Source organism: Corynebacterium faecium, from assembly GCF_027257105.1.
Taxonomy (GTDB): Bacteria; Actinomycetota; Actinomycetes; order Mycobacteriales; family Mycobacteriaceae; genus Corynebacterium; species Corynebacterium lehmanniae.
Genome location: NZ_JAPYJX010000003.1, coordinates 13705 through 32794, shown reverse-complemented (window position 1 = coordinate 32794; position 19090 = coordinate 13705). Strand labels below are relative to the sequence as shown.

General features: G+C 64.9%; 18 protein-coding genes. 8 read left to right on the top strand and 10 right to left on the bottom strand.

The features are described 5' to 3' along the window. The first annotated feature begins 51 nt into the window (after positions 1–51). Positions 52–1635 (top strand): carboxylesterase/lipase family protein, encoded by a 1584-nt coding sequence (locus O5O53_RS03615; protein ID WP_269509123.1) that lies wholly within the window; start codon positions 52–54, stop codon positions 1633–1635. 91 nt (positions 1636–1726) lie between these two features. Continuing rightward, positions 1727–2605 (top strand): hypothetical protein, encoded by an 879-nt coding sequence (locus tag O5O53_RS03610; protein ID WP_269509121.1) that lies wholly within the window; start codon positions 1727–1729, stop codon positions 2603–2605. On the opposite strand, the gene O5O53_RS03605 is transcribed toward O5O53_RS03610, so the two are convergent. Next, positions 2602–3126, bottom strand: coding sequence for a hypothetical protein (locus O5O53_RS03605; RefSeq protein ID WP_269509119.1), 525 nt, complete (start codon positions 3124–3126; stop codon positions 2602–2604). The two genes, O5O53_RS03610 and O5O53_RS03605, sit on opposite strands and share 4 nt — an antisense overlap. Positions 3127–3283: 157 nt before the next feature. Between O5O53_RS03605 and O5O53_RS03600 the strand changes: the two genes are divergently transcribed. The 5 genes from O5O53_RS03600 (at position 3284) to O5O53_RS03580 (ending at position 8238) form a co-directional block, all read left to right on the top strand. After that, on the top strand, positions 3284–4501 hold the full coding sequence (locus tag O5O53_RS03600) for an MFS transporter (protein WP_269509117.1): 1218 nt from the start codon (positions 3284–3286) through the stop codon (positions 4499–4501). Beyond that, on the top strand, positions 4498–5493 hold the full coding sequence (locus tag O5O53_RS03595; RefSeq protein ID WP_269509115.1) for a nucleoside hydrolase: 996 nt from the start codon (positions 4498–4500) through the stop codon (positions 5491–5493). The genes O5O53_RS03600 and O5O53_RS03595 overlap by 4 nt, the downstream gene beginning before the upstream one ends. A 109-nt stretch (positions 5494–5602) precedes the next feature. Then, positions 5603–6394 (top strand): ECF transporter S component, encoded by a 792-nt coding sequence (locus tag O5O53_RS03590; RefSeq protein ID WP_269509113.1) that lies wholly within the window; start codon positions 5603–5605, stop codon positions 6392–6394. A gap of 9 nt (positions 6395–6403) precedes the next feature. Then, positions 6404–7102 carry an energy-coupling factor transporter transmembrane component T family protein gene (locus O5O53_RS03585; RefSeq protein ID WP_269509111.1) on the top strand — a complete coding sequence of 233 codons (699 nt, stop codon included), beginning with the start codon at positions 6404–6406 and terminating at the stop codon, positions 7100–7102. Continuing rightward, entirely contained in the window at positions 7093–8238 is a 1146-nt protein-coding gene (locus O5O53_RS03580) for an ATP-binding cassette domain-containing protein (protein WP_269509109.1), read from the top strand. Before O5O53_RS03585 ends, O5O53_RS03580 begins: the two co-directional genes overlap by 10 nt. A 12-nt stretch (positions 8239–8250) precedes the next feature. Here the strand turns inward: O5O53_RS03580 and O5O53_RS03575 are convergent, their stop codons facing one another. The 9 genes from O5O53_RS03575 to O5O53_RS03535 form a co-directional block, all read right to left on the bottom strand. Further along, positions 8251–8823, bottom strand: a complete 573-nt coding sequence (locus O5O53_RS03575) for a hypothetical protein (protein WP_269509107.1) — start codon at positions 8821–8823, stop codon at positions 8251–8253. A gap of 221 nt (positions 8824–9044) precedes the next feature. Next, on the bottom strand, positions 9045–9935 hold the full coding sequence (locus O5O53_RS03570) for an NgoMIV family type II restriction endonuclease (RefSeq protein ID WP_236883395.1): 891 nt from the start codon (positions 9933–9935) through the stop codon (positions 9045–9047). Beyond that, a complete protein-coding gene (locus O5O53_RS03565; RefSeq protein WP_181888197.1) occupies positions 9935–10954 on the bottom strand; it encodes a DNA cytosine methyltransferase in 1020 nt (339 codons plus the stop codon). Before O5O53_RS03565 ends, O5O53_RS03570 begins: the two co-directional genes overlap by 1 nt. Before the next feature lie 153 nt (positions 10955–11107). After that, complete coding sequence (locus tag O5O53_RS03560) at positions 11108–12067, bottom strand: L-lactate dehydrogenase (RefSeq protein ID WP_269509105.1); 960 nt, start codon at positions 12065–12067, stop codon at positions 11108–11110. A 113-nt stretch (positions 12068–12180) separates the two neighbouring features. Further along, entirely contained in the window at positions 12181–13584 is a 1404-nt protein-coding gene (locus tag O5O53_RS03555; RefSeq protein ID WP_269509103.1) for an amino acid permease, read from the bottom strand. 217 nt (positions 13585–13801) lie between these two features. Further along, positions 13802–13942 carry a hypothetical protein gene (locus O5O53_RS03550; protein ID WP_269509101.1) on the bottom strand — a complete coding sequence of 47 codons (141 nt, stop codon included), beginning with the start codon at positions 13940–13942 and terminating at the stop codon, positions 13802–13804. A 90-nt stretch (positions 13943–14032) separates the two neighbouring features. Next, a complete protein-coding gene (locus O5O53_RS03545; protein ID WP_269509098.1) occupies positions 14033–15046 on the bottom strand; it encodes a hypothetical protein in 1014 nt (337 codons plus the stop codon). Positions 15047–15074: 28 nt separating this feature from the next. Then, positions 15075–16040: a hypothetical protein gene (locus O5O53_RS03540; RefSeq protein ID WP_269509096.1), complete on the bottom strand. Its 966-nt coding sequence runs from the start codon at positions 16038–16040 to the stop codon at positions 15075–15077. A 21-nt stretch (positions 16041–16061) separates the two neighbouring features. After that, on the bottom strand, positions 16062–16928 hold the full coding sequence (locus tag O5O53_RS03535) for a hypothetical protein (RefSeq protein WP_269509094.1): 867 nt from the start codon (positions 16926–16928) through the stop codon (positions 16062–16064). 88 nt (positions 16929–17016) lie between these two features. Here O5O53_RS03535 and O5O53_RS03530 point away from each other — a divergent pair, with 88 nt between their 5' ends. Next, a complete protein-coding gene (locus O5O53_RS03530) occupies positions 17017–19089 on the top strand; it encodes a DEAD/DEAH box helicase (protein ID WP_269509092.1) in 2073 nt (690 codons plus the stop codon). Position 19090 lies beyond the last annotated feature (1 nt).

Genomic DNA, 19090 nt, shown 5'->3' with positions numbered 1-19090 from the left:
CGTCGGTCAAGCATAGTTGGACTTCGCGCGCATCCGTCTACGCTTGAAACCATGACTGCCGCCGAGCACCCTGTCGCAGACACCACCGCGGGCAAGGTCCGCGGCGTGGTGGATGCGCGTTCCGGCATGCGCACGTGGCGCGGCGTGCCGTTCGGCGCCTCCACCGCGAGTACCGGCCGCTTCCGCGCCCCACAGCCAGCGCAGAGGTGGCAGGGGCTTTACGACGCCTCACGTTTCGCCCCGCCCGCCATGCAGGGCACCTTCGGCTGGCGCGACGCCGTCATCGGCACCGAGGACTGTCTGACCTTGGACATCGTGCGCCCCGACACCGACGAGGAGCTGCCGGTGGTGGTCTACTTCCACGGCGGCACCTTTGTCACCGGCGCCAGCAACGAGAAGGTGCTCCAGGGGCATTTGCTTGCCGACGCCACGCAGGTCGTCTACGTCTCCGTGAACTTCCGCCTTGGCGTGCTGGGGTATTTGGACTTCCGCTTGCTCGGCCACGACTGCGTGGCCACGCCCGCGCTTTTGGACCAGATCCTTGCGCTGGAGTGGGTGCGCGCGAACATCACCAACTTCGGCGGGGATCCGAACCGGGTGACCATCATGGGCGAATCCGCCGGCGGGGCGGCCGTCGTGCACCTGATGTGCTCGCCCTCGGCACACGGGCTGTTCCACGGCGCGGTGGCCCAATCCCCGCCGCCGGCCAGCGTGCATTCGCGCCTGCAGGCGGCCATGTGGGTGCGCGAACTGGTCAACCGGATGGGCCTGCCGCGCACGACCACGCTCGCCGATCTGCGCGAGACCAGCGCCGAGGAACTCGTGCGCGCCGGCCAATCCATGCTGTTAAACACCAAGGAGCTGGTGCAGCTGAACACCAGCTTCATGCCCACCGTGGACGGGGAGACGCTCACCGCGCACCCCATCGACACCTTCGAGGCCGGCGAGCAGGCGGCCGTGCCGCTGATCGTGGGCACCAACTCGGATGAGGCGAGCTTTGCCAAGGCGATCTACCAAACCACCAAGTCGCGCCAGCGCGCGGCGCGCCGGGCGCTGGAGGCCTTCGACCCGGAAAACGCCCAGTCGGTGCTGCACGCCTACGACTACGCCGGGGAGCGCGGCGACTACGCCGACCTCATCGCGGATGCGGTGTTCTGGGCGCCGACGGTCATCCTGGCCACCGCGCACCGCAGGAAGGCGAGCACCTGGATGTACCGCTTCGACCACGCGTCTGCCGCGATGCGCATGCTGGGCCTGGGCGCGATGCACACCGCTGATTTGGGCGCGGTGTTCGGTGAGCCGAACGCCACGAAGGCCTCGCGCTGGGACGTCTTCGGCGGCTCCGAGGCGTTCGCGGAGGTCAGCCGCGTGATGCAGCACCACTGGGGGCAGTTCTTCCACACCGGCGCGCCGGGCGAGGAGTGGCCGGTCTACGGCTTTCGTGCCGACGACAGGCCGGGACGTGCGACGGCCGTATTCGACGCGGGCATGCGGGTGGAGTGGGACCCGAAGGCGTCGCAGCGCAGGGCGTGGGAGGGCTTTGACATGCGCGAGTGGGGCATTCACCGCCAGGACCTGATGGATTCGGCCGCGTCGCTACTCGGCGCCGCCCATCCGTCCTGGGGTGACAGTTAACCCCGCGGTGACAGGGAAATGCCACGCATGCGCAAGCATTCGTGGCTAGGCTTGTGCCCGTTGTGGCCGAGCTTGGGAAGGAACCACCGACATGAGCTTTTTCGAGGACATCGCAGCGGCGCTCGACCGCGAAGGCATCGAGTCCCGCGTGGGCGGCGACACCATGTTCGTGCCCATGACGGCGGCGCTGGAGATCCAGTTCGTGGAGATTGATCCGCACTTGCCGGCCGCCAACGTCTACATCGCGGCCGCGGACGTGGACGAGGACGACGAGGATTTCGAGGCCGTGCTGGTGGCCGTGGTGTTCTCCGTGGAGGACGCCGTGGCCGCGGTGGCGGAGCACATGGCCACCGACCAGGTGATCACCGTGCTGCGCGACCTGTTGGAGGGCACCGACGAGCGCATCGGTGACTTGGAGTTCTTCCAGGACCACTTGAACCCGCAGCAGGTGCGCGCGGAGGTGGGCGACAACGCCGAGCTTCTGGTCACCATCGACACCGTCGAGGGCACCCCGCATGCCAAGGTCACCTTCATCGCGCTTCCGGACGATTACGACGACGTGCTCGACGACGCCGAGGGCGAGCTCTGGGAGTCCGACGGCGACGCGGAGCTGACCGAGGAGGACCGCGCCCGCCTCTTTGACGCCATCCACGACGAGGCGCTCATCGACGCCGAGCGTCTCGAACTGGGCAGCTTCACGGACTTTGACAGGCTTTTCGACGTGCTCTCGCTCGCCGCCGACCAGGCCGAGGACTGGGAGTCGCAGCTGCTTCCCGTCGACGACGAGTACGACGAGCCGGAGGTCTACGACCTGTTCGGCCAGGACGACGAAGACGACAGTGACGCCCTCACCGACGATGACGACGTCGACTACGACGATGATGAGGACCTCGACGACGAAGACGACGACGAGGATAACGGTCTCCCTGGCATCGACGAGGACGACAGCAGCGACGCCGCCCGCGGCTAGGCCGCGCTGAGCCCCTCGAACATCGACGACGGCGACGCGACCGGGGTGAACGTGCCGTCGACGAGCCAGACGTAGTTCGCCGTGCGCGTGCCGGCCAGTTCGTGCACCGCGTGCGCGCAGTCTTCTGGAATCAGCGCGCGCACCCACGCTTCGGTGAGCACGGTGTCAACCACGCTGCCGGTGGTGTCGGCGATGCGGACCTCGACCAGGTACGCCGGGATTTGGTCGCCTCCGTACCCCTGTATCCGGGCCCGCGCCCGTGGACCGACCCTGCGCCGTGTCACAGCCAACGTCAGCTGAGGCCCGTTGGCCACCCGCGGCAGGGTCAGCACCGGCGGGCGCCACGCGGCGGTGGGCCGGGACAGGGAACGCGGGTGGTGCATGACGGCCCGGGCGGACTCGATGATTGCGGGGTGGCGCTCGCGGATCTCATCGGCAAGCGCCTCCGGGGTGTAGGCGGGGGAGTGGGACTTATCGTTTCGGCTGACGCTGCGCAGCGGATTCTTCGTGTTGAACTTCATGGCGCACACACTACGAATGGTCTCCGACACCACAGCCCACCCGTTCGAACACATGAACGAAACGCACCCTGCTACCTGGGGTGATTTTGCTTTGTGGAAATTATTTGCCACATTGGCAAATCGGAACACCCCACCCGCCGATATACTCTAACCAGCAATGAACGCCGACAACTCAACACAACACACAACCCAGCAAGCACCCCGCACTCAACCGAAGATCCCGCGCACGATCTGGGTCCTTGTCGGCGCCGCGTTCATCATCGCCCTCGGCTACGGGCTCATCGCCCCGGTGCTCCCGCAGTTCGCGGGCAGCTTCGGGGTGTCCATGGCTGCCGCCGGCGCGGTGATCTCCATCTTCGCGTTGGCTCGGTTGTTGGGGGCGCCGGGGGCGGGCTGGCTCGTCGATAGGCTTGGCTCCCGTCCGATCTACCTCACGGGCCTGCTCATCGTCGCGGGTGCGACCTTCCTCGTCGCGTTTGTGAACGCGTACTGGCAGATCCTCGCGCTGCGGTTTATCGCGGGTTTCGGCTCGACCATGTTCACGCTGTCGGCCCAGGCGCTGATTGTGCGGGTGACGCACCCGAGCATCCGCGGGCGCGCCAACGCGCTGTACGCCTCGGCGTTTCTGGTGGGCAACGTCGTCGGCCCGATCATCGGCGCCGCGCTATCCTTCCTCGGCTTCCGCGCGCCGTTTGTCATTTACGGCCTCGCGGTCGCGGGCGCGGCGGTCGCCGTCGGCGCGCTGACCCAGCCAAAGCCGGGCTCCGACCCGCTGCCCGCAGCGAAGCCGAAGATGCGCGTGCGCCAGGCGTGGCACACCTCCACCTACAAGGTGCTGCTGGCCGCCGGGTTTACCAACGGCTTTGTCAACATGGGCTCGCGCGTGGCCATCTTGCCGTTGTTCGCCGCGGCCGTCTTCGAGCGCGGGGGAGCGGCCGCCGGGTTTGCGCTGACCGCTTTCGCGTTCGGCATGGCGGTGACCCTGCAGTTCTCCGGCCGCCTCGCCGACAGCCTCGGCCGCCGCCCGATGGTCGCCGCGGGTCTTGCCACCTCAGGCGTGTTCACGGCACTCCTCGGTGGCGCCACCAGCTTCTGGCCGCTGGTGCTGCTCTCCGCCGCGGCCGGCATCGGCGCGGGCCTGATGAGCCCCGCCACCCAGGCCACGCTCGCGGACATCATCGGCAATGAGCGCTCTGGCGGTACAGTGCTGTCCGCGTACCAAATGACGCAGGACGCTGGCACCATTCTCGCGCCGGTGCTGCTCGGCGCCGTCGCGGAGGCCGCGGGCTTCCAGGCCGCGTTCGGTGTCTGCGGCGCGGTGTGCGCCACCACGCTTGTGATCTGGCTTGTTGCCGGGAAGGAAACGAAACCGTGAGAGTCATCCTGGATTGCGACCCCGGCATCGACGACACCTACGCCATCATCTTCCTCACTGCCGCGGCGCACGCGGGGCTCATTGAGCTCGATTGCCTAACGACGACCTCCGGCAATGCCCCCGCCGACCAATGCGCGCAAAACGGCGCCTGGATCCTGGGGCAGTGCGGGCTGCCCATCATCTCCCTGGCCGCGGGCCTGCCGGAGCCGCTCGAGGTGGAGCTGACCACCACGCCCGAAACCCACGGCGACACCGGCCTCGGCTACGCCCAAGCGCCCGAGCGCCACGTGGAGCACGACTGGGACGCGCTGTGGATCGACTCCATCGAGCGCGGCACCGATGACCTCCACCTGATCGTCACCGGGCCCTTGACCAACCTGGCCGCCTTCGCGCACGCTCACCCGGAACACTTTGCAAAGCTCAAACACATCACCGTGATGGGCGGGGCGGTGAACTACCCGGGCAACACCACGCCGAGCGCGGAGTGGAACTTCTGGGTGGACCCGCACGCCGCCGCCGACGTGTTCGCCATGGCACAGACCCCGATCACCATGTGCTCGCTTGGCGTGACGGAGCGGATGGTGCTCAAGCCCGAGGCGTTGGCGGAGTTCGTCGATAAGCTTGGCGGCTCCCCCGTGGCGCAGCACCTGGAGGCGATCACGCGGTTTTACTTCGAGTTCCACGAGGATGTGGGCGAGGGGTGTCAGGCGCAGATCCACGACCTGCTCACCGTGCTGATCGCGCTGGGGCTGGTGGGGTACTCCTGGAAGGACACCACCGTCGCCGTGGAGGCGGATTCCGAGCTCATGCGAGGCACCTCCGTGGCCGACCTGCGCGGGATCTGGGAGCGCGAACCCAACGCGCGCCTGGTCACCGACGCGGACGTCGAGTTGGCCTGGGGCTGGTTCACGTGGGCCTGCGAGGTGCACGCCAAGGTCGCCGCCGGCGACGCCGAGATTGTGGAGCTGCGCCACCTGCGCGCCGACGACTAGGCCGGTAAAACCACCCCTGCTACACTCCCGAACCGATAGCCCCGCCGAGGTGACATAGGCGATTAGGGCTGTACTTCCCGCTCCTCCCCGCACACCACTCGGAGTTTCCATGTCACACACCGTTTCCACGCAGGCCGCACAGAAGGCCGAATGGACCCCCGCCCGCCGCGCGCTCGCCGTCGCAGGCGCCCTGTTTATCGCCGCCACCTGGCTGTACTTCGTCCTGGTCCACCCGGCGGACTGGGACCAGGTCACCGGCTCCGGCCCAGGCATCGCGCTGCTGGCCGGCTACGGCATCGGCACCATCTTGCTGCTCGCCGCCGTGATTCCGGTGCTGCCCGCGCGCACGCTGGGGCTGATCCCGATTGCGATCATCATCAACTCTGTCGTCGGCGAGATCGTCGGCTCCATCGGCCTGCCGCTGTACCTGGATTCCGTGGGCACGGTGCTCGTCGCGGCGCTCGCCGGCCCGGTCGCGGGCATGGCCACCGGCGCGCTGAACAACGTCGTGTGGGGCCTGCTCAACCCGGCCGCGCTGCCGTTCGCCGCGGGTGCGGCGCTGATCGGCTGGCTGGCCGGCGTGTTCATCCACCGCTTCAACGCGCTGCGCAACATCGCCACCGTGATCGGCTTCGGCCTGGTACTGGGGCTTATCGGCGGCATGGTCGCCGCCCCGGTCGCGGCCTACGTCTACGGCGGCACCGCCGGTGTGGGCACCGGCGCGCTGGTCAGCCTGTTCCGCGAGATGGGCGGCTCGCTCATCGCGTCCGTGACCACCCAGGCGTTCATCTCGGACCCGGTGGACAAGGTCATTGTCATGCTGGTGGCGTTCTTCACAGTCAAGGCGCTGCCGAACCGCACCGTCGCAGCGTTCGCCCCGCAGAGCAAGCAGTCCAAGTAGCCACCCAACATGCCCCAGCCCCAGACCCGCCTGAACCCACTGACCGCCCTGGTCATCGGCGCGTCCGGCTGGATTCTGGCGCTGGGGATCAACACCCCGTCAGCCTCGCTGGCCATCATCGCCGCCGCCCTGACAGCTGGCACATGGCGCACCCGCAACCCGTCCGTCGCGGCCGCCACCGCGCTCCTCGCAGCACCTGTTGCCGCGTCGATGGTGCTCATCCACACGCCCTACGGCGAGCACCGCATCGCCCCGCTCATCACCTCCGACGGGCTTGCCGACGCCGCCCACCTCACCGCCCGCTTCACCGCGCTCGTTGCGTGTCTGCTCGCGGCCGTGGCCTGGACGCGCACTCCGGATCTGGCCAAGGCCCTGCAGAGCACAAAAGGCGGCAACCGCATCGGCTACATCGCCGGCACCACGCTGCAGCTCGGACCCCAGGGTGCCAACCGCGCGCGCATCACCCGCGACGCCAACCGCCTTAAACAGCGCCCGATCAAAGCCAAAACAGTCGTCCCGCACCTCATCATGCCCGTGCTCACGGAGCTGCTCACGCAGGCCGGCGCCCGCGGCCAGGCGCTGGAAACCGCAGGCTACGACCTCACCGGCCCCCGCACCGTCCTGCGCCCGGTCCACGACAGCCCAGCCCAGCGCGCCGCCCGCATCCTCATCCCACTGATCTGCGTGGCGGTGGTCCTATGGATCTAACGCTGCTCCAACACACACACGACCAGCACCGCACCGTCGAGGTTATCGGCAACTCCGGCGCGGGCCTGACCACCCTCGCCGCCCAGGCCCACAACGAGTGGGCGGGCGTCGCCGTGGTCCAGCAGGACGCCACCGCGCACGTGTCCTACCTGCGCGACACAGTCATCGAGGAGGTCGCGCTCGGCCTCGAGCAGCGCGGCACACCAATCCCAGAGATGCAGCGCCGCTGCGAGCGCATCCTCAGCGCCGCGGGCCTGACCGAACTCGCCGAGCGCCACCCCGCACAACTCTCCGGCGGCCAGACGCGCCGCCTGGCCATCGCGGCCGTCGCGGTCCTCGAGCCGGACATCCTGCTTCTCGACGACCCCTTCGCCGGCCTCGACCCCACCTCCGCCACCCACATCATCCGCCTACTCGAAGCCCTGCCGTCGCGCATCGTGGTGCTCGGCAACCGCCCCCGCCTCGATGCAGCAAAGCTTTCGCTTATCGACGGCATCCTGTCTCCCTCACCCCCTCCCACCCACGAAACCAGCTTGCCCCCACGCGTGACGCCCACCGGGGAACCGATCGACCTCGGCGAGATCACCGCCACCCGCGGCGGAAAACCCCGCAAGTGGTGGCAGTTCCGCGCACACGAGGATCCGGAGTTCACCGCCGGCCCGATCCACCTGACCGTGCGCCCCGGCCAGGCCGTGTGGCTGCGCGGCGACAACGGCGCCGGCAAAACCACACTGCTGCGCGCGATGGCGGGCCTCGACGGCAACCCCGGGCTCGCTCTTGGCGTCTCACTCGCACTGCAGCGCGCCGCCGACCAACTCGCCGAATCAACGGTGGGGGAGTTCGTCGGCGACCCGGACGCCGTCGCCGCGCTCGGCCTCGATCCGGAAACCCACCCCCTCGACCTGCCTGCCGCGCACCTGCGGCTGGCTCAGCTCGCCCAGGTCTTCGCCCAGAACCGCCCGCTCGTGCTTCTCGACGAGCCCGACGTCGGCCTCGACGCCCCCTCCCGCGACCGCGCCCACGCCCTCATCGCCGACGGCTTGCGCCGCGGCCAGGCCGTGATCTTCACCTGTCACGACGCTACCTTCGCCGAGGAGGTGGGGGAGTACGCTGTCTGCTTCTCTTTTGAGCTCTAGAGTCTCCCTGGATTAAGAAATTGGTGGGGCCTCAATCATTTTCCGTCCCCACCCGCCAAGTGCTCTGACCGTTTCGCGGGACAATTGATTAGTCGCTTCGTCGAAAAACTTATTCCCAAATCGACGAGCGAATCCGAAGGCGTAGGTTTTGGCAGCGAACCGCCCCCAATCGGCAGGGTTTGTTACGAAATTGCCATTCGCCATCATGAACACTGCCGCTCTGTAATTCTCGGCTGCACGGTAAAGGTCGAAGCTATTAGTTACTTCGTAGTTATCGATACAGTCCTTTAAATGGAATTTCACGCGGGTGAAGTAGTCATATAATTCCGCAGGATACGGGCGATCCGCCGGTGGAGTTAGCGAAGGTTCATCTTCGAGCAACGCGCGGAGCTCTTCCAAGAAATCAGGGCCCGCATCCGGCACGAAACGCTTTGCCGAATTCCGAAACATTCCGAGGGAGACGAGGGCTTGTTCGGAGACACCGTGGCCTTTTGTCTTCCAACCGTCTGGAAAAGCGAACACTGCGTCACACCATTCGACAAAATACGCCTTTTCACTAGAAACGTCGTCGCCCTCTTCGTCCATTCGGTTAATGATCGCTTCGATACCGTCTAGACAACGCACTGCTTGTCGCTGTAATGCCCAAGCGGATCTATTTCCTTCGCTAAAGGTTTGAAGTCGTCTAGAGTCAGCGACCTCTTGATTCGGGTAGCTGAGAGTCTCGTAGTGCGTCCGCCATTGAAGAAAGATTTCGTAGAGGTTGCTTGCTGGGTTCACGCTTTCTGATCTCCAATCAGATTTAGGGACTAATTGAGGAGGTCAAGAGGGAGGTCGGTAAGGTCCCTCAGCCTGTTTCCACTGGTTAGCATTTCGAGTAACTCGTTTGCTTCTTCAGACCCCACTTGGGTTACAGCCGCCTTAAGCTCTGGCAGTGCTGCGTGATACACCATGTCAATGTCGCCGGTCCCGAGGGCGAGTGAGGCGATTCGAGGCAGTAGGGGCTCGGCAGTAACTGCGACGATATGCGGCGCACGACCCTTTCTGTTTCTGATGAGATTTAACGCTTCAGCCCGAGTGTTTTGGGCCCTATCGCTGCGCATCGTGAACTTACAGCTAATGACTGCGTGTAAGAGTTCGGCGGGAGGATTACAGTTTCCGGCCCGGATCGGGCTTGACAGTGCGGTACTCGAGTCGACCAACAGGCCATCCGCGTTGAGCTCATCGTCGGATAAAGCGGCCCGAGAAACTAAGATATCCGGGCTAATGCTGTAGGAATTCCCTAACGCCGCTGCGAGCTGAGGGGTCTCATTAACTGCGTCGGCTAGGTCTGCGAGGTGCCGGTAAGGTTCGAATTGGTCGACGTGGCTTCCTCGTCTGGAACTGCCAACCGTGTGTACACACCAGTTACCCGGGCGGGTGGATCGCATTTTCGGAAAGGATTCACGGATAAAACCTGCAACAGCATTTTCGAAGATTGCGCCCGCAGATTGACCGGCGATTTTGTTTCCAACGCGGGCGTTGAGCGCGCGTGCCATGTGGAGCGCGATATCACGGCTCGCCTTGCTGCTGCTATCGGCGTTGGATGCAACTCCCGACGTTGAAATGGATAACGTGCCGGTTTCTACCAATTCTTCGAGTAGCGAGGCGCGGGCAGATGCAAGTATCGACCGATTCTGTTGCGTGTTCGAATTCATCATCAAGCCTTCAGTAATGCCTGGTCCGGATGTGCCGGTGTAGCAGGAATCGAACCGTTGGGAATGTCTTCCGTGCGTAACGCCGCGGCGATGGATTTTCCGACCGCTTCTGCCACCGGCGGCGGGAACGCATTGCCAACCTGTTTCCAGGCAGCGGTTTTGCCACCCTGCCAATCCCAGTCGGCTGGGAAACCCTGAAGGACACCACCCATCCTTACCGTCAGTCGTGGCATCTCAATGGCTGGATCAACTGGAAAGTCTGGTCCAGGCGCTTCTTCTGCAATGGACGATCCTTTAACTCCGAGACGTGCCCATGCTTCTCGGGCTCGCGTTGGACCTAGGTCTGGACCGCCATGTTTCTTGCTGCCACCAACCAAAGTCGGGCCAATTCCGCGGGCTCTCTCGGCCCACTTCGCGGCACCGGGCCACCCACCTTCAGCCATCAGATCTCGAAGGGCTTCACCAACAGTGAGGCTATGTTCCACCGGAGCAGGCCATGCAAAAAAGTCGCGGAATCTTTCTCTAAGGGCTACGAGGATGAATCGGGGCCTTAGCTGGGCTAATCCGTAGTCTGCTGCGGTGATGAGCTCCCAAAAAACGACATATCCCATGTCCTCGAGTTCGGCAATGAGTTCGCTTCTGTATGCGGCAAATCTTGGTTGGGAAAGTCCACGGACGTTCTCCAACATGACTGCTTTTGGGTTAGCAGTACGGACTAACTGGAGCGCCCGGGGGAAGAGATCTCGCTCATCTTCAGGGCCAAGTTGTTTACCCGCAACTGAAAACGGGGGACATGGAACGCCGCCGGCGAGAAGGTCGAGATCATCTGAGTACGGGCTGATGTCGAAGTCAAGAACATCACCTTCGATGACATTCCATTCGGGGCGGTTGGCTCGAAGGGTGGCCGCGGCATGGTGGTCTAGTTCCACGGCCGCGCGCATTGCGAAACCGGCTCGTTCAAGCCCGAGCGCTTGTCCGCCAGCGCCAGCGCAAATCTCTACGGAGGAAAGAGGAGTCTTCATTGCAGCTCAGTCTATGGGTCAAAATATCGGTAGAGAAAACCCATTCCGGATTTTCTCGTGTTGTGAAAACGATAAACACGGTTTAGATATTGAACCGTACACTATCGAACAGATTTGCGTTCCCGGGCGGAGCTGCCGTCGATAAGCAAATGCCTAGAACTCGGCGCGGTCGATGACGTCGCGCAGGGTGGTGGCGGAGTGGCGGAACTTCTCCAGCTCGTCGGAGTCGAGGCGCAGTTCCACGACGTTGCGCACGCCACTGCGGTTGAGGACGGTGGGGGTGCCGATGTAGAGGTCGTCGAGCCCGTACTCGCCCTGCAAGAGGGCGGAGACGGGCAGGACCACGTCCTCGTTGCGCAGGACCGCACGCGTGATGCGGGCGAGTGCGTTGCCGATGCCGAAGGCGGTGTTGCCCTTGCGTTTGATGATGTCGTAGGCGGCGTCGCGGGTGCGGATGAACATCTCGTCCATCTGGGTGTAGATGTCCGGGTTGGTCTCGGCCTCGGTCTCCAGCATGGCGCGCAGTGGCACACCACCGACGGAGCCGGAGGAGAACACGGGCAGCTCGGTGTCGCCGTGCTCGCCGATGATGTGGGCGTGCACGGCGGACGGGGCGATGTCGAAGTGCACACCCAGGTTGTGGCGCCAGCGGGCGGTGTCCAGCACGGTGCCGGAGCCGATGACCTGGTTCGACGGCAGCCCGGTCTGCTTCCAGGTGATGTAGGTGAGCACGTCCACAGGGTTGGTGGCCACGACGTAGATGCCGTTGAAGCCGTTGGCCATGACCTCGGAGTTGATGGACTGGAAAATCTTGGCGTTGCGGGCGATCAGGTCGATGCGGGTCTCGCCGTCGCGCTGGGCGACGCCCGCGCAGTTGACCACCAGGGCGGCGTCGCGGCAGTCCTCGTAGGTGCCCACCGTGACGTCCATGTGGTGGCCGGAGAACGGGATGGCGTGGTTTAAGTCCTCAACCTGGGCCCAGACGAGGTCCTCGTTGAGGTCGATGATGGCCAGGTGGTCCGTCAGGCCCTGGTTGACAATTGCGTATGCGAAGGCGGTGCCGACAGCGCCGGCGCCGATAAGGACGATCTTGTTGCCTTGAGTCACGGTCATGCGACCAAGTGTGTCAGAAACCGGGCGATCGCGTGCGGTGGGGTTGGGCGGAAAAGCAGCCGCCGCAGCACGTGGAGCTGCGGCGGCTGGGAAGAGAAGAGGTCGCGGGGGATCTAAGCCTTCGAGTATTCCTCCTGCGTTTGCTCAATCACCTGTGGGCGGCCGGTGGCGAAGTACAGCACGGTCATGATCACCGTGAACGCCACACCGATGCCCAGTGCGAGTCGGAAGTCCGGCAGCCAGGCCATGATGCCGAAGGTGAACAGGATGAACGCGATGGCGAAGTACTGCCCGTATGGCCAGAACGGCACGGCGAACTTCAGGGCGCGTTGCTCCTCGACGGTCATCTGCTTGCGCATGGCCACCTGTGCGAACAGGATCATCAGCCACACAAACACGGTGGCAAAGGTGGCCAGTGCGGCGATGGTCTCGAAGACATCGGGGTAGCGGGCGTTGAGGAACACACCGATGACCAGCACGGCGAGTAGGGAGACAATCGTCATCACAGGCACGTCGCGGTAGGTCTTCGCCATGCGGCGCGGCGCCAGGTTCTCCTTGGCCAGGCCGGTGAGCACGCGGCCGGTGCCGAACAGATCGGCATTGATGGCGGAAAGCGCGGCGGTGATGACCACGAAGTTCAGCAGGCCGGCAGCCCAGTTCACGCCGAGGGTGTTGAAGATCTGCACGAACGGCGACTCTTCGCCGGTGATCGTGCGCCACGGGTTGAGCACCAGAATGATTGAGATCGCCAGCACGTAGAAGATCAGGATGCGCGCCGGGACGGTGTTCACGGCCTTCGGGATGGAGCGCTCCGGGTCATCGGCCTCCGCACCTGCCACACCGATGATCTCGGTGCCGCCGAACGCGAACAGCACCAGGATGAAGGAAGCGACCATGCCGGAGACACCGTTAGGGAAGAAGCCGCCGTCGTTCCACAGATTGCTAATCGACGACACCTCCGGATCCTGCCCGAGATTGAACACAAGAATCGCCGCGCCGCCGACAATCATGGCCACCACGGCCGTGACCTTGACGATGGTGAATGCGAACTCCAACTCACCAAACCAACGCACGGTGGCCAGGTTGGCCGCGCCGATAATCAGCAGCGTCACGGCAATCCACACCCACGCGGCTGTGTCTGGGAACCACAACTTCATGTAAATGCCGATGGCCGTCAGGTCTGCCAGACACACGATCATCATCTCGAAGGCGAACATCCAGCCGGTGATGTAGCCGCCCCAGCCGCCGAGGTACTTGCGGCAGTACACAGCGAACGAGCCGCGGACCGGGTTGCGCACGCTCATCTCGCCGAGCGCGCGGAGCATGAAGTACACCACCGCGCCGCCGAGCAGGTACACCAGCAGCACGGACGGGCCGGCGGCCTGGATCGCACCGGCGGAGCCGTAGAACAGGCCGGTGCCGATGGCGGAACCGAGCGCGATGAAGTGGATGTGGCGGGCGGAAAGGCCCTTGCGCTTCGGTTTGGGCTTGTTGGCGGATTCAGATGGTGCAGTCATAACAGACATAACTGTGCCTTTTCGTTGATGTTTGCGCGAATTAGGACGCGGACGGGGTGGGGGGAAAGCGTCTTCCCGCTTCGCACGGTTCGCAATTCTTCGGCGCAATGACAAACGCCCGCGAACCTGTGGTGCGGGTGCGCGGGCGGTAACTGGGTCTGGCGCTAAGTCGCCGGATGGTGCTTGTGCGATGGTGTCGCAGACACTGCCTCGGCGCTTAGCGCAGTGACAGCAGTTGGCCGACACCGCGCAGCAGATGCTGATGGCGGTGGGCCAGATGGTTCGCCTGTTTGGCGTTCGCAGGCAGGGCAGAGGGGCCGAACACCGTCGGTCCCTGGGGTGCGTTGCCTAAAGACATGGGAGCGAATGTATCACGGGTTGCCGGGCGGCCGCAGCGTATTGGGCAACTAGTGTTCCGCGGTGGATGGTTACCACCGTGGGCGGACGGCTATTGCTCGACCTCGTCTTCCGGGAACAACAGGGCCAAGGTGGCTGACCCGGCCCCCTCGCGCTGACAGATTGGGTCGCCGATGTCTTCCGGCGTTGATTCAGGGAATTTGAATCCGACGGTGCATGCCCAGCCGTCGGGGGAAGTCCAGTCCACGGTGCCTGTCTCAGAATTCAGCTGCTCGAGGTAGGGCTTTGCAGCTTCCATCACCCCGATGCAGTCGGTGTTCGCGGCCACCGCAATCCCGACGATGGCACCGTCCCGGCCGTCCTGTGAGTAGGGGTAGCTTCCGCATATCGCGCCCTCTTGGGCCGCGGTCTCTTCTGCCGGTTGTTCCTTGTCCAGTGAGTTGCCGCCTTCTTCGAGAATCTTCTGATACGGGCTCGTAATCGATGTTTTCCCGCCGCCGGCAGTAGCGGAGTGCTCGCCGCGCACTACCAGCAAGGTGTTGTCTTCCGGACGAGCGATGGTGAAACTGTTGAGGGTGACTTTCTCCCCCGTGTTGAGTCCGGCGGGCTCTGCGGTTTCCAAGTCTGGTCGAGGAATGATTGCACTTTTGGTGAGAAAGCCTGCGGCAGGGTGGTAACTGAAACCGCCGTGCAAATAGTCTGCCTGGCCGCGCAGCGCCTCAGATACATCTTCCTCGTTCATCTTGCCGGTGTCGCACAAGAAACTCGGGTCCTTGTCTTCCGCGAGCTCCATCGGCGAGGACATCGTCTCTGCTGTAGGGACGATGCAATTTCCAAGATCGGATCCGGGGAAGGCCACCTTGTACACCGAATCAGCGGGAGTGAAGTTTTCGGCCGGAACCTCCTCCAGCGTGTCCAAGTCTGCGGCGGTGAATTCTTGTTTGAAAGGATTCTTGCCGCGCTTTGGCTTGTCGTTCTCGGCACTCGATTCGGCGCCGGTAGCAGCGGTCTGCTCCTGGGCCTCCTCCGATGAGGAGCACGCGGTGAGCGCGAGGGCAGAAGCGGCGAGGACGGCAAGGACGTGGCGGTGATGTGTGCGGGTCATGTCGAGTACTCCTTCGTGTCAGATGGGGCTATTGGGGCGGGGCGGGCTGCGTGTTCGGTTTGACCGGAATTGTGACCACGCCGCCGGCGTTTTCATGCCGGCAATACGGGTAGGCGTCTTCGGAGAAGCCCTCCAGGGGCATGGGGAAGTAGTCGATGTCGCAGTGCCAGCCGTCGGGGGAGGTCCAGGCGACGGGCGAGGAGTCGTCGCCAAGCAGGGCGCGGTCCTGCTGGAAGTATTCGTTCAACTTCTGCATGGCCGCGTCGCAGTCGGTGTTCTCGGCGAGTGCCACTGGCACTGACACGCTGCCGTCCGGCTTGTCGCCGAACCCGCAGAGTGCGCCTTCAGGCGCTGCGGCGTAGTCGATTCGGTCGGGAGTGCGGCCGCGAATGATGGTGTCGGCGCGTGGTTCGCCGCGCTTCTGGAAGCTGGCGATTGGACTGAAGGAGAAGGCTTCTCCGCCAGTAATCGCAACGGAGTGGGCACCGCGCACCACTGCGACCACGTCCTTGTCCGGACGGGCAACGGTGAAGCCGTTAACGGAAACTTTTTCTCCCGGCTGTAGTTCTGTGCTGCCTTTGTCGAGCTCAACTGTTCGGGCCTCGTTGCTCGTGAATCCGACAACCGGGTCGTACTCCAGGCTAAAGCGGGCGCCGTCGGAAAATGTTGCGTCGCATCCGAAGGGGAACATCGCATTCTCGGTCTCGGGGATAGCGCATCCGCCGCTGCCGGTGTCGGGAAAGGCGAACGTGTACATCTTCTCGCTCAAAAACGGCTCTGGAGAAACCTCTTTGAGCGCATCGAGGTCGATATCATGCGCCTTTTCCGCTGCCGCGGGATTTTGGCTGGCGGGTGGTTGCGGGTCTGTTTGGCTGGTCTCTTGAGACTGCGAGGTGGTCTGCTCCTCAGCCTGACCTGCCGAGCTGCAAGATGACAGCGCAAGGGCGGACGCGGCGAGGACGGCAAGTACGTGGCGGTGATGTGTGCGGGTCATGCCGGGCACTCCTTGTACAGGTCAGGAGCGGGTACGGGGCGGCAGGTCAACCACTACGGCACCGCCCGAGTCCTGGCGGTAGCAGTTCGGGTACGAGTTCGCTCCGAATTCCTGGTGGGGCATGGGGAAAAACGAGATGTCGCAGCGCCAGCCGTCGGGGGAGTTCCAGGCCACGGGGGAGTGCTCGTCGCCAAGCGTTGCGCGGTCTTGCTGGAAGTACTGCGAGATCGCCGTAAGCGCCGCGTCGCAGTCGGTGTTGTTGGCCAGCGCCACTGGGACGGACACGCCGCCGTCGGCAAGCGGCATGAACCCGCACAGGAACCCTTCGGGCGCTGCGTTGTAGTCGTACTGGTCCGGGGTGCGGCCGCGGATGATGGTGTTGGGGCGCTGCTGGCCGTAGCGCTGGAAGCTGACGATCGGGCTGAAGCTGAACACGGCTCCGGCGACGATCGCCGCGGCGTGCGCCCCGCGCTCGATCACCGCGACATCGTGGTCCGGGCGGCCGACGGTGAAGCCGCCGATGGTCACCTTTTGGCCTGGCAGGAGCTCCGTGTAGGTGTCGCCGAACTGCAGCGACCGTTTCGGGTTGTCCACGAACCCGACGATGGGGTCGTACTCCAGGGTGAAATGGCCGCCGTCGCCGTAGGCGGCGTCGATGCCGAACGGGAACGGCGCGTCCGCGGCGGCGGGGATCACGCAGCCGTTGCTGCCCGTGCCAGGCAGCGCGATGACGAACAGCTTGTTGTGCAGGAACGGCTCTGCGGGGACTGCCTGCAGGGCGTCGATGTCGATGTCGTGGGCCTTGCGTGCTGCGGTGTTGGGGTCCATCGTCGGGGCTCCTTCGAGGTGTGGGGCAGGGGTGGCGTCGATAGGCAATGTGACTTGCATTACGCATCATAGATTGATGTAAAACAGATCGCAGTGCGGAAACGGTAAATCACTGCAACGGCGCACAATGGCGTACGCTGGGCCAGCGATGAGCATTTCCGAAAACGCCACCGGCGGCGAGAATGAGCCGGATATGAATGTGTCGGAAAACCAGAAAGACCCGCAGGATGTCGCGGCCGATATCGTTGAGGCCGTAGTAGAGGACACCAGGGATGCGGGGGTTTCTGAGGAGACCGGCGCCGCGGACACCGTGGCCATTGAAAATGAAGATGATGTGCTGAAGCTTAACGACGAGCCTTCGGCCGAACCCGCCGCCGAGCCCGAGAAGCCCGAAAACGGCTTTGAGAAGCTCGGCCTGCCCGACGAGGTCATCGAGGCGGTCAAGCGCGTCGGCTTCGAACAGCCCTCGCCGATTCAGGCGCAGACCATCCCGCTGCTTATGGACGGCCGCGACGTGGTCGGCCTCGCGCAGACCGGCACCGGCAAGACCGCGGCGTTCGCGCTGCCGGTGCTGTCCCAGATCGACCCGGAGAAGCGCTACCCGCAGGCGCTGGTGCTCGCGCCGACGCGTGAGCTGGCGCTGCAGGTGTCCGACTCCTTCCAGTCGTTCGCCGACCACATCGGCGGCGTGAGCATCCTGCCGATCTACGGCGGCCAGGCCTACGGCATCCAGCTGTCCGGGCTGCGGCGCGGCGCCCAGGTCATCGTGGGCACCCCGGGGCGAGTGATCGACCACCTGGAGAAGGGGTCCCTGGACATCTCCAACCTGAGCTTCCTGGTGCTGGACGAGGCCGACGAGATGCTCAACATGGGCTTCCAGGAAGACGTCGAGCGCATCCTGGAAGACACCCCGGACACCAAGCAGGTGGCGCTGTTCTCGGCGACGATGCCGAACGCGATCCGCCGCATCTCCCGCGACTACTTGAACGACCCGGAAGAGGTCACCGTCAAGTCGGAGACGCGCACCAACACCAACATCACCCAGCGCTACCTGTTCACCGCGCACCGCAACAAGCTCGACGCGATCACCCGCATCCTCGAGGTGACCGAGTTCGAAGCGATGATCGTGTTCGTGCGCACCAAGAACGAGACCGAGGAGCTGGCCGAGAAGCTGCGCGCCCGCGGGTTCTCCGCCGCCGCCATCAACGGCGACATCGCCCAGCAGCAGCGCGAGCGCACCGTGGACCAGCTCCGCGACGGCCGCCTGGACATCCTCGTGGCCACCGACGTCGCCGCCCGCGGCCTGGACGTCGAGCGCATCTCGCACGTGCTCAACTACGACATCCCCAACGACACGGAGTCCTACGTCCACCGCATCGGCCGCACCGGCCGCGCGGGGCGAACCGGCGAGGCGATCCTGTTTGTCACCCCGCGCGAGCGCCGCATGCTGCGCTCCATCGAGCGCGTGACCAACGCGACCATCGAAGAGATGGACCTGCCCACCGTGGACGAGGTCAACGAGTCGCGCAAGGCCAAGTTCATGGACTCCATCACCGAGTCGCTCGAGGCCACCGACCTGCAGATCTTCAAGACCATGGTGCGCGAGTACTCCGCGGCGAACAACGTGCCTATGGACGACATCGCCGCCGCCCTGGCCACCCAGGCCCTGGCCGGCGACGAGTTCCTGATGAAGGAGCCGCCGCGCGACAAGCGCGACCGCCGCGACCGTGACCGCTTCGACCGCGACGATCGCCGCGGGCGCGGACGCGACCGCTTCGACCGCGACGACCGTGGCGACAGGGGCCGCGGCCGCCGCTTCGACGACAGCGGCAACTTCGACACCTACCGCCTGGACGTGGGCAAGCGCCAGCACGTCCGCCCGGGTGCCATCGTCGGCGCCCTGGCCAACGAGGGCGGCCTGAACTCCAAGGACTTCGGCCGCATCACCATCGGCGGCGACTTCACCCTGGTGGAGCTGCCGAAGAACCTGGACCAGGCCGTGCTGGACCGCCTAGTGGACACCCGCATCTCCGGCCAGCTGATCAACATCCAGCGCGACCACGGCGCACCCCCGCGCGATCGCGGCGGCCGGGGCCGCGGAGGCTACCGCGGCGGGCGCGGACGCGACGACCGTGGCGACAGAGGCGATCGCGGTGGACGCGGCGGCTACCGCGGTGGCCGTGGACGCGGCCGCGACGACAGGCGCGATCGCTGGGATTAAC